11 protein-coding genes are annotated in these 11,101 nt (G+C 64.2%); 7 read left to right on the top strand and 4 right to left on the bottom strand.

Going from position 1 to position 11,101, the window contains the following annotated elements; all coding sequences use genetic code 11:
- Positions 1-61 precede the first annotated feature (61 nt).
- Both AC1REK_RS00495 and AC1REK_RS00500 read right to left on the bottom strand, forming a co-directional pair.
- Positions 62-880, bottom strand: coding sequence for an ABC transporter permease (locus AC1REK_RS00495; RefSeq protein ID WP_327524912.1), 819 nt, complete (start codon positions 878-880; stop codon positions 62-64).
- A complete protein-coding gene (locus AC1REK_RS00500) occupies positions 877-1,719 on the bottom strand; it encodes an IclR family transcriptional regulator (protein ID WP_492267581.1) in 843 nt (280 codons plus the stop codon). Before AC1REK_RS00500 ends, AC1REK_RS00495 begins: the two co-directional genes overlap by 4 nt.
- A gap of 118 nt (positions 1,720-1,837) precedes the next feature.
- Here AC1REK_RS00500 and AC1REK_RS00505 point away from each other — a divergent pair, with 118 nt between their 5' ends.
- The 3 genes from AC1REK_RS00505 (at position 1,838) to AC1REK_RS00515 (ending at position 4,727) form a co-directional block, all read left to right on the top strand.
- The gene (locus AC1REK_RS00505) at positions 1,838-2,536 is read left to right on the top strand and encodes a hypothetical protein (protein ID WP_492267580.1); all 699 of its coding nucleotides are present in this window, start codon (positions 1,838-1,840) and stop codon (positions 2,534-2,536) included.
- Positions 2,536-3,318 carry an SDR family NAD(P)-dependent oxidoreductase gene (locus tag AC1REK_RS00510; RefSeq protein WP_492267579.1) on the top strand — a complete coding sequence of 261 codons (783 nt, stop codon included), beginning with the start codon at positions 2,536-2,538 and terminating at the stop codon, positions 3,316-3,318. Before AC1REK_RS00505 ends, AC1REK_RS00510 begins: the two co-directional genes overlap by 1 nt.
- 164 nt (positions 3,319-3,482) lie before the next feature.
- The gene (locus AC1REK_RS00515; RefSeq protein ID WP_492267578.1) at positions 3,483-4,727 is read left to right on the top strand and encodes an amidase; all 1,245 of its coding nucleotides are present in this window, start codon (positions 3,483-3,485) and stop codon (positions 4,725-4,727) included.
- A 504-nt stretch (positions 4,728-5,231) separates the two neighbouring features.
- Here AC1REK_RS00515 and AC1REK_RS00520 read toward each other — a convergent pair.
- Positions 5,232-5,555, bottom strand: coding sequence for a hypothetical protein (locus tag AC1REK_RS00520; protein WP_492267577.1), 324 nt, complete (start codon positions 5,553-5,555; stop codon positions 5,232-5,234).
- 183 nt (positions 5,556-5,738) lie between these two features.
- Here AC1REK_RS00520 and AC1REK_RS00525 point away from each other — a divergent pair, with 183 nt between their 5' ends.
- The 4 genes from AC1REK_RS00525 (at position 5,739) to AC1REK_RS00540 (ending at position 10,205) form a co-directional block, all read left to right on the top strand.
- Entirely contained in the window at positions 5,739-6,716 is a 978-nt protein-coding gene (locus AC1REK_RS00525; protein WP_492267576.1) for a TIM44-like domain-containing protein, read from the top strand.
- A gap of 141 nt (positions 6,717-6,857) precedes the next feature.
- Positions 6,858-7,664, top strand: a complete 807-nt coding sequence (gene dapB / locus AC1REK_RS00530) for a 4-hydroxy-tetrahydrodipicolinate reductase (RefSeq protein WP_316016717.1) — start codon at positions 6,858-6,860, stop codon at positions 7,662-7,664.
- 164 nt (positions 7,665-7,828) lie between these two features.
- A complete protein-coding gene (locus tag AC1REK_RS00535) occupies positions 7,829-8,449 on the top strand; it encodes an alpha-ketoglutarate-dependent dioxygenase AlkB family protein (protein WP_492267575.1) in 621 nt (206 codons plus the stop codon).
- Between the two features lie 232 nt (positions 8,450-8,681).
- A complete protein-coding gene (locus AC1REK_RS00540) occupies positions 8,682-10,205 on the top strand; it encodes an anti-phage dCTP deaminase (protein ID WP_492273774.1) in 1,524 nt (507 codons plus the stop codon).
- A 227-nt stretch (positions 10,206-10,432) separates the two neighbouring features.
- Here AC1REK_RS00540 and grpE read toward each other — a convergent pair whose 3' ends face one another.
- Entirely contained in the window at positions 10,433-11,038 is a 606-nt protein-coding gene (gene grpE / locus AC1REK_RS00545; RefSeq protein ID WP_492267573.1) for a nucleotide exchange factor GrpE, read from the bottom strand.
- Between the last annotated feature and the right edge of the window lie 63 nt (positions 11,039-11,101).

Raw genomic sequence — 11,101 nt, forward strand, 5'->3', positions numbered from 1 at the left:
CCTCCCTTATGGTTCCGGTTTGCCCGGATTGATGGTCGTTCCCTTGGTCTTCAGCCGGTCGTCAGCCCTTGCGCTGCCATGGCATCAGCAGCACTTCGAGCCCGTCGACGAGATAGCTGAACAGGATGCCGACGAAGCTCAGCGCCACCAGGCAGGCGAAGATCAGCGGCATGTCGAGGAAGCTGGTGCCGCGCAGCAGCAGGTAACCGAGCCCGGCATTGGCGCCGACGAACTCGCCGACGATCGCGCCGGTCGCGGCGAATACCGCGGATACCTTGAGTCCCGAGAAGATATAGGTCAGCGCCGCCGGTACCCGCACATAGCGGAAGGTTTGCCAGGCCGAGGCGCCCATCGAGCGGGTCAGATAGAGCACGCGCTCGTCCAGCGCACGGAAGCCGGTCATGCTGGCGACCAGCGTCGGGAAGAAGCAGAGCAGGAAGGTCAGCAGCACCTTCGGGAACAGGCCGAAGCCGAACCAGACCACGAAGAGCGGCGCGATCGCGATCTTCGGCACCAACTGGAAGAAGACAATGACCGGATAGATCGCCTTCTCCAGCAGCTTCACCGAAACGATGATGTAGCCGAGCGGGATCGAGATCACCGCCGCCATCAGGAAGCCGAGCACGATCTCGTTCGCCGTCACCAGCGTGTGCTGGAAGATCAGGGCGCGGTCGGTCCAGAGCCGCTCGAAGAAGGCGCTCGGCACCGGGAGGATGTACTCTGGAATGCCGGCCATCGGCACGAACCATTGCCAAGCGAGCAGCAGCACGGCGAAGCTCGCGAGCGGCCAGGCGATGGCCGAGGCCAGGGCGCCGGCTTTCGCACTGCCGGTGATGGCCGGCGATGGGGCCGAAGTGGTGGCGGTGCTGTCCTGGCTCATGCGGCTGTTCCCGTTGCCGTCGCCCGCAGGCGCGGCGCCTGCGCGCCGGCCGGCGTGATCTGTCGGCGGCGGAGCGGCCAGATTTCGGCCATGGCCTGCGCGGCGTGCCGCAAGGCGGCGGCGATCTCTTGGCGCCGGGCCTCGTGCATGCGCTGAAGCGGGCCGGCGACGCTCAATGTCCCGGCGATGGCCGCCTCCGGCTCGGGGCCGGCACGGAACGTCGTCGCCATGGCCACGGTGCCGATCTCACCCTCTTCGACGGCGAGCGCGAAGCCGCTCCTGCGGGTCTCGTCCAGATGGGCGCGCAGCGCATCGACATCGCTGAGCGCGTTCGGGCCGGTGCGCCCCTCCGCCTTGAAGCCGCGGGCGCAGACGATGCGCAGCGCTTCCGCCTCGGGCAGGCTGGCGAGCCAGGCTTTTCCGGTCGCGGTGGCGTGCAGGACTATGTCTGTACCCATTGGCGGCTCGTAGCGCAGGCCGGCGGTCGCGCCCTGGGCACGGGCGATCCAGACCAGGTCTTCACCTTCGATGACGGCGAGACGGCAATATTCGCGGGTGGCGCGGGCAAGGTCGTCGAGCACCAGCTGGCCGGCATCGGGCAGGCCGCGCAGGTCGAGATTGCGGAAGGCGAGCTGGGCAAGTTTCAGGGTCAGCCCATAGGCGCCGGAGCTGGCATCCTGCGCGACGAGACCGCGCTCGGCGAGCGTCGCCAGCAAACGATGCGTGGCGCTGACCGGCAGGTCGAGCCGTTCGGCGAGCAGGCTGAGATCGGCGCCCTCGGCCTCGCCGGCCAGGGCTTCCAGCATCTTCAATGCGCGCTCGACCGCAGCGATCGTCACCCGTTCCGTCCCGTTCGATATTGTTATTGGAAATGATTTCCAATTTGGATTTGATTTTCGTATAGAGACGGAAAGGGGCCGAGTCAATGTGCCCGGCAGCGAACCTGACGGAGGAAAGATGAGCCTGGCGGGTGAGGGGGCGGTTGCGATCTGGCACGACATCGCGCCGGAGGGCAGGGCAGAGTTCTATGCCTGGCATGGCGAAGAGCACATGCCGGAGCGTGTCGGCATTCCCGGCTTCCTGCGCGGCCGGCGTTATGTCGGGATCGAGGCGGACCTCGAATTCTTCAATCTTTACGAGGCGCAGACCGTCGAGGTGCTGAAGGGGCAGGACTACACCGCCCGCGTCAATGCGCCGACGCGCTGGACCCTCTCGGCGGTCAAGCATTTCCGCGCCGTTGCGCGCTCGATCTGCCGGGTCGCCTATACGGCGGGGCCGGCCCAGGGCGGCCTGATCGCGACGCTGCGCTATGACGTGCCCGACGAAGCTGCCGAGACCCACAAGGCGGCGCTGCTGCGCGGTCTCATTCCCGATCTGCTGGCCCGGCCGGGCATCGCCGGCGTCCATCTGCTCAACGCCGATGCGCAGGCGAGCGGTGTCGCAACCGCAGAGCAGAAGGCGCGCGGCGTCGCCAACGCCGTGCCGCGCTGGGTTCTGCTGGTCGAGGGCTGGGGCGACGAGGCCGATTTCGCCGCATTGGCGAAGGTCGAGCTCGCCGGTGGCCGTTTGGCGGCGCTGGGCGGCGAGGGGCCATTCAATCTCGGCCTCTATCGCCACCAGATCACCCGCACCAAGACGCAATGGAGTGCCGGCTGATGAGCGTGCGCTACGATCTTTCCGGCCGCTGCGCCATTGTCACCGGCGGTGCAGGCGGTCTGGGGCGAGGCATCGCCCGGGCGCTTCTCGCCGCCGGGGCGAGCGTCGAGCTCTGGGATCAGGATGCGAATGCGCTGACCGAGGCGGTCGTCGATCTCGGCCGCCGCGTGAGCCGGCGCCAGCTCGACATCCGGGTGGCCGGGGCGGTCGAGGAGGCGGCGCAGGCGGCCTTTGCCAGCCATGGCCGGATCGACATCCTCGTCAACAATGCCGGCGTGCTCGGCGAGGTGAAGCCGATCTGGGAGACCTCGCCGGAGAATTTCCAGCGCGTGCTGCAGGTCAATCTGTTCGGCAACTATCTTGTGACGCGTTCGGTGGTCGGGCTGATGCGCCAGCAGCCGGCGCGGGCGCCGAGCGCCGGCGGTCATCCCTTGCGTGGCCATGTCGTCAACATCACCTCGATCCAGGGCAAGGAGGGCATGCCGATGGCCAGCGCCTATTCCGCCTCCAAGGCCGGGATGATCGCGTTGACCAAGAGCGTTGCTCGCGACACCGCAACGGATGGGATCATGGTCACGGCGGTGACGCCCTCCGCGGCAGAGACGGCGATGGCGAAGGAGATCTCGGCCGAACGTCGGGCCGAGATCATGGCGCGCATCCCGATGGGACGTTTCGTCGAGGTCGACGAGGTCGCCCGCATGGTGCTCTGGCTCTCCTCGGACGATTGCTCCTTCTCGACCGGCGGCATCTTCGACCTCTCGGGCGGGCGGGCGAGCTACTGAGCCCAGCCGTCCGTCATTGGCCGAACGGCGCCTGGCGCTGCCGAGGGCATGCGTGATCGCTGCCCCCGGCCGCGATTTGCCGGCTACCGCGGGCCGCCGGCTTCGTGCCAGCATGCCCGCGTCCGGCCCGATCCTGCGGCCGCCAAGCTATCCAGGAACGTGCCATGCTTTCGGTTCGCGAGATTGCCCGCCGTGTCGCCAATGGCGAGATTTCGGCTCAGGCCGCCCTTGTCGAGAGCGAAAGCCGCATCGAGGCACGTGACGGCGAGCTGCGTGCCTTCGCCAGCCGCCCGCAGGCCTTGGTTCCGGGCGAAGGCCCGCTCGCGGGGGTAGCCTGCGGCGTCAAGGACATCATCGACACCGCCGATCTGCCGACCGGAATGGGCTCGTCGATCTATGAAGGCTGGCAGCCGCGCGCCGATGCGGCGATCGTCATGGCGCTGAAGGCCGCCGGCGCGACGATCGCCGGCAAGACCCAGACGACGGCCTTCGCCTTTCTCGACCCGGCGCCGACCCGCAATCCGCATGACCCGACTGCGAGCCCGGGCGGCTCCTCGGCCGGTTCGGCGGCGGCGGTCGCGGCCGGGCTGATCCCCTTGGCGATCGGCACGCAGACCGGCGGCTCGGTGATCCGGCCGGCGGCCTATTGCGGTGCGGCCGCGATCAAGCCTTCCTATGATCTGCTGCCGACCGTCGGCGTGAAGCCGTATTCGCGCTCGCTCGACACGCTCGGCCTGATGGCGGCCAGCGCCGACGATCTCGGCTTCGCCCTGGCGGCGCTGACCGCCCGGCCGGAACTCGACGCAGCCGAGGCGTCGCTGCAAGGGCTCCGGCTCGGCCTCAACCGCCAGGAGTTCGCCGAGGCGCCGGAGCCGGCCTGCGAGGAGGCCTTGCAGCGCATCGCCGTGCTGGCGCGGCAGGCTGGCGCGAGCGTGGTCGAACAGGCCGCACCCGCCGAACTCGCCGATGCCTACAAGGCGCACGGGCCCTTGCAGGACTGGGAGGCGACGCAGGCGCTGGGCTGGGAATATGCCAACCATCGCGACGCCTTGCCGCCCAAGCTGCGCGCCTATCTCGACCAGGCCCGCCTGACGACGCCGGCCCAATACGACGAGGCGAGACGCGTCGCACGGCGCGGGCGTCACGTCACCGAGGCCTGGCTCGGCGAGGTCGATGTCCTCGTGACCTATGCAGCGCCCGGCGAGGCGCCGGCGACGCTGGCCTCGACTGGCGATTCCCGCTTCAACCGGCTGTGGACCCTGATGGGGACGCCGTGCCTGACCGTGCCGCTGATGCGTGGTCCGCGCGGCTTGCCGGTCTCGTTCCAACTCGTCGGGCGCTTCGGCGCCGACGCGCAGGTGATCGCCGTGGCGAAGGCGCTGGAGCGGCTCATCGTGGCCACCGCTTGACGAAACGTCGGCCGGAGGGTGGCGTCTGTTCCGCGTGGGACAATATTGCGTCGCAACAACTCGGGCGGGATTGTGATGGTCGCCGTCTATTGTTGACCTGTGAATACTAAAGTCTTTTACAGGAAAGGTCTTGATCTTGACCATATACAAAGCGAATGAATGCTTTAACCCTTGATTAAGGTCATTGCTCTCGCCGGCTTCCGCTTCCCGCGTCGTTTCCGCTTGCGGCGAGGCTCGATTCTGCTAACGTCGGTGACAGGTCAATGACAAAGGAGGGTTCAATGAGCCTTGCGCTAAGTCTCGACCGGTTGGCCATGGGAGCGGCTTTTTTGCTGGTTCTGGCGATCGTGGTCGGAGCGTTCTGACAAAAGTCAGTCTGAAGTCGAAAGACCATAAAGACGGTTAGGGGAGCGTCGCCGGAAGAATCCGGCGACGCTTTTCCTTTTCCGGGGCCTGCACATGGGCGGCGCTCGGCCTTCGCGACGCGCTGCCGTGATGTGGTGCTCAGCTCTCGGGGCAGGGGTTCTCGCTGACCTCCCAGGACATCATGTTGATGACCCGGCCGCACAGGGCGAGGCGTCGCCCCTTGGTGGTGCGGATGCAGGCGGTCGCGCCCTCCGCAATCTTCTTGCCGTCGCTCCAGCAGAAGCAATAGGGCTCGGGCGCCTGGGCCAGCCGCGGCTGGTCGAGCGCCTCGGCATGCTCCTGCGCTTGCGCCGGCAGGAGTGGCGCCTGGAGCGTCAAGAGCAGCAGCGATGTCGCGAGAGGCGCGGCGAGGCGTGATGCCGTCGCGCCGGTGCGGTGCAGCCTCCGAATGATCCGGATCATGGCCTGCTCCTTTCGTTCGCTGTCGAGGCGTAACGAAGCCGAAAGCATAGCACGGCGCGCTCGCGGCCCAAACCGGCCGCGGCGCGCGGAAACTGCGCTTTCCGGCAGGGCTCTCACCTTGCGAAAGTCGTACGACCCCTCCATATTTGCGCGAAGAGGGCCAATCCGGCCCCGGGAGGGACCATGTCTTTGATTTCGCTTGCCCGGCGTGGCCGGGCCGTCGCCCTTGTGGCTGGTGCGCTGCTGCTCGTTCCCGTCCTGGCCGAGGCTCGGCCCGGCGGTGGCAAGGGCTTTGGCAGCCGCGGTTCGCGCACCACGCAGCAGGTAGCGCCGACCCAGACGGCGCCGACCGGCGCTGCGCCGATGCAGCGTACCGCGACCCCTGCGCCCAGCGCTTCGGCGGCCGCCCCCGGCGCTGCCGCCGCCGCCCAGGCGGCGCGTCCGTCTTTCGCCCGCAACATGATGATGGGCATCGGCGCTGGTCTGCTCGGCGCCGGCCTGTTCGGCCTGCTCTCGGGCGCCGGCTTCGGCGGCCTTGCCGGCATGCTCGGCATGCTGTTCCAGGTTGCGCTGATCGGCGGCCTGATCTGGCTCGCGCTGCGCTTCTTCCGTCGCCGCTCGCAGCCGCAGCTCGCCTCTGCCGGCGCGCCGCTCGGCCGCGAGACCTATGAGCCGCAGCAGCCCCAGGCTGCGCAGCGCGTGGGCGGCATGATGGGCGGCATGGGCGCGGCGACCGCCGCGGCCAAGCCGGTCGAGTTCGAGCTCGCGCCTGCCGATTACGGCAGCTTCGAGCGTCTGCTCAACGACGTCCAGATCGCCTATTCGAACGAGGATGTCGTGCGGCTGCGCCAGATGGCGACCCCGGAGATGGCCGGCTATTTTGCCGAGGACATCGCCGAGAACGCCAGCAAGGGCCTCGTCGACCGCGTCGCCGACGTCAAGTTGCTGCAGGGCGATCTCGCCGAGTCCTGGCGCGAGGCCGGCCTCGAATACGCCACGGTCGCAATGCGCTTCAGCTCGCTCAATGCGCTGGTCGAGCGCGAAGGCGGCCGCGTTGTCGAGGGCCACGCCACGATCCCGCGCGAGGTCACCGAGCTCTGGACCTTCGTGCGTCCGCGCGGCGGCCAGTGGCAGGTCTCGGCGATCCAGCCGGCCGAGTAAGGCCAGCTTCACCTCTTATCGGAACGGCCGGGTTCGCCCGGCCGTTTTTCGTTTCGGCCGAGGCCGAAGCGGCTTATAGGCATTCGCGTCGCCCGCTTGGGCGGTGGCCTGGCATTTCTGGAGCGTTTCATCATGAGCGACATGCGCCTCGTCGTCGTCGGCGCCGCCGGCCGGATGGGCCGCACGCTGATCAAGGCGGTCGCGGAGACGCAAGGCTGCGTGCTCAGCGCCGCGATCGAGCGTCCGGGCTCACCCGCGATCGGCCAGGATGCCGCGGTGCTGGCTGGGTTGCCCGCCGGCGGTGTCATCGTCACCGACGATGCCTTGCCGGCCTTCGTCGAGGCTGAGGGCGTGCTCGATTTCACCTCGCCAGAGGCCACCGTCGCCTTTGCCGGCCTCGCCGCCCAGGCCCGCATCACCCATGTCGTCGGCACGACCGGGCTGGAGCCTGGCCATCTTGCGAGGCTAGAGGCCGCGGCCCGCCATGCCGCGATCATCCGCTCGGGCAATATGAGCCTCGGCGTCAATCTCCTGGCGGCGCTGGTGCGTAAGGTCGCTGCGACGCTCGGCACCGACTGGGACATCGAGATCGCCGAGATGCATCACCGCATGAAGGTCGACGCGCCCTCTGGCACGGCGGTCCTCCTCGGCGAGGCGGCGGCGGAAGGCCGCGGCGTCGATCTCGCCCAGGCCCGCGTCGCGGTGCGCGACGGCCAGGTCGGGGCTCGCCCGGCCGGGGCTATCGGCTTCACCGCTTTGCGCGGCGGCACCGTCGTCGGCGATCACAAGGTGATCTTCGCCGGTGCCGGCGAGCGCCTCGAACTCGCCCATATCGCCGAGGATCGCAGCCTGTTCGCACAGGGGGCGGTCAAGGCGGCGCTCTGGGGCCGCGGCCGCAAGCCCGGGCTCTATTCGATGGCCGACGTGCTCGGCCTCGACAAGCTCTGAACGTCCGTCTTGCAAACCTCCACAGCCCTCATCCTGAGGAGCCGCGTCAGCGGCGTCTCGAAGGATGCTTCAGGAGGTTCCGGAGACAGCTGGACCATCCTTCGAGACGCGCCTGCGGCGCTCCTCAGGATGAGGGCTAATTCCCGGGGGGAGCCAGAGCCACCATGACCGCGCTCGCGGTCGCCCCCGGTGTCACCCATTGGCCGGGTTACCTCGATCCGGCCGAGCAGGCGGCGCTGGTCGCCGAGCTGCGCGAGGTCGCGCGGCAGGCGCCGTTCTTTACCCCGCGCATGCCCAAGACCGGCAAGCCCTTCTCGGTCAGGATGACGAATTGCGGCGAGCTCGGCTGGGTCTCTGACGAGGGCGGCTATCGCTACCAGCCCAGCCATCCCGAAACCGGGGAGCCCTGGCCGGCCATGCCTTTGCGGCTGCTGCGCGCCTGGGAGGAGCTCGCGCGCTATCGGCATCCGCCGCAGGCCTGCCTGATCAATTTTTACGAGCCGACCGCGAAGATGGGCCTGCACCAGGACCGTGACGAGGAGGAGTTCGCCGCTCCCGTCCTGTCGCTCTCGCTTGGCGACACCGCCGTTTTCCGCATTGGCGGCACGGTGCGTGGCGGCAAGACGATTTCGCTGAAACTGGCCTCGGGCGATGCGCTCGTCTTCGGCGGCGAGGCGAGGCTGGCCTATCACGGCATCGACCGCATCCTCGCCGGTTCGTCGAGCCTGTTGCCGCAGAGCGGGCGGATCAATCTGACGTTACGTCGAGTGACCGTTGCTGCCTAGTTCTTGATCGGCTAGCGTTTGGAGTAGCGGGGAGCGGGGAGTGAATTTGATATGAACGAATCAATCGTTCCACCCAAGCTTGGGTAGCATCTTCATACATCGTTGTAAGTTTTTGATACTGCTGCTCAAGTTCGTGGCGGTCATCTCGTCGAATTGTATGGACCTGCATGACGCCTTCCTCCCTGAAGAATCATTGCTAACAGGGGATTAACGAATCGTGAAGTCTCGGACTGTGGACGATGAAGGCAATCTTTTATTTCCAGAGCTGATTTTTGCTTTTGTTGCGCCTATCGGAGCCAATTTGGAATCATCTATCTCTGCCTTGGAGAAGCATCTAAAGATTCTTGATTATCAAGTTGAGCTGATAAAAGTTTCCGATTTTTTTCAGAAACTTAAAGATAATATTCCGCCTAAAGTCGAATTGGTTCAAGAGCTAGAATATAAGAGATATAAGACATACATTGAATACGGAAATCAATTAAGGCGTGATTTTGGAAGAAACGCAATTTTATCTGAACTGACTGTTGCTGAAATTTGTATCAGAAGAATAAGGAAATTTAGAAATAGTATACCGCAGAAGCAAGCTTATATTATTTTTCAGTTTAAGAGACCGGAGGAAATTGAGCTTCTTAGAAATGTTTATGGTCGCTTATTTTTCCAGGTTTCTGTTTATAATCGACGATCGGCTAGGGTTGATAACCTTGCGGCTCAGTTTGCGAGCGCCGACGGAAACGGCGATGTCGGAGTGTACCGCTCTGCTGCGGAGGAGCTGGTATGTATCGATGAAAATGAGATTCTAGATGAGCACGGTCAGAGAATCTCAAAAATATTCCACGAGGCTGATCTTATTATAAATGAAGACACTGATACGAGTGTTGATCGACAGGTTCAACGTTGTGTTGAATTAATATTTGGCGCGAACGATGTTTCTCCCACAAAAATTGAATACGGAATGTTTCTTGCACAGGCTGCAGCGCTTCGGACTATAGACCTTTCTCGACAGGTCGGGGCTGCAATTCTGTCTTCAAACTCTGAAATCATAGCCCTTGGTTCAAATGAAGTGCCAAAGGCTGGGGGAGGTACTTATTGGGAGGATGGGGAGTACGATGATCGTGAATATAGGCGTAAAATAGATTCCAACGATAAGCATAAAGACGATGTTTTAAAGGAAATGTTAGAAATTTTAGACATAAAATTTGATAGCATTTCTGCGGATCGTAAGAAAAGAATTGAAGATAGCGCCCTTATGGGTGCGTTGGAATATGGAAGGATCGTCCATGCCGAAATGTGCGCGCTGACGGATGCTGCTCGGTTGGGCCGTCCTGTCGCGAACGCTTTCTTATTTTCAACGACTTTCCCATGTCATTTGTGTGCAAAGCACATTGTTGCAAGTGGGATACGCGAGGTTTGCTTTCTGGAGCCGTACCCTAAGAGCCTAGCCGCAGTCCTGCACAACGATTCTATCAAGATCGAGGGTGTTGGTAGAGGTAAATATTCAAAGTTTCCAGCGGTTAGATTTTTCCATTTTCATGGCATTACGCCAAGAAGATATGGTGAGTTGTTTAAACGGGGAAAGCGTAAAGATAAAAATTCTCGATTTATAAAATGGCGAGGTGATTCGCCTCGGCCAACACCAAAGGTGAAGATGCCGTTTTATTTTGCGTCAGAGAGTTTTGTTTTAAGAAATATTGAGGTTCTTATTCGAGATGAGAAGTTAAAGAAAAAGATTCTGCCAAAGAAAATGATGACGAAGTGATTTTGCTTTACTTAAGTACGGTGCGACCAAGCAGGAGCTCGTGCACACAGCATGCTATACTAGGCGCTCCGATCCGTTTCGACGATCGGGGTGTCCGATGCCGCAGAGCGGGCGGATCAACCTGACGCTGCGCCGAGTGACGAAGCCGCCGGTCTGAGGCGCGACGGCTCGGCCAAGAAGATTGAGCAAGGCGAGGGCGGGCGACGTCGCGCGCCCTCGCGCCGTTCTTAGTTTCCGGCAGGCTTGTCGCCGGCCTCGGGAGCCTGGGCGCCGTTCGCCGCAGGCTTCGCGCTGCCGGCCGAGACACCGACCAGCGCCGGCCGCAGCACGCGCTCGCCGATCTTGTAGCCGGTCTGTACCACCTTCGAGACCAAGCCCTTGGCGATGCTCTCGTCGGGCGCCTCGAACATGGCCTGATGCAGGTTCGGGTCGAACTTCTCGCCATGCGGCTCGATGCGCCGCACGCCATGGCGCTCCAGCGTCTTGAGCAGTTCGCGCTCGGTCAGCTCCACGCCCTCGACGACCGACTTCAAGGCGCTGTCGGCGGCAGCCTCGGCCGTTGCCGGCACGCTCTCGATGGCGCGGCGGAGATTGTCGGCCGAGCCCAGCATGTCGCGGGCGAAGCTGGTCACGGCATAGGCCTTGGCGTCGGCGATCTCGCGCTCGGTGCGGCGGCGCAGGTTCTCCATTTCAGCGAGCGTGCGCAGCAGCTTGTCCTTGAGGTCGTCGCGTTCGGCCTCGGCGGCGGCGAGGGCGTCGGGCGTCTGGCCCTCGGTCTCGATCTGGGCTTCCGTCTCGGGCTTGGGATCGTCCATCGCAGGGTTCTGCGTCATCGCGTCATCAAACTCCGGTCATGCAAACTGTCAGGGGCGGAAGCGGGTCCCGCACCTGTTTCG

The organism is Allobosea sp. GW823-FHT02B03, assembly GCF_058797755.1.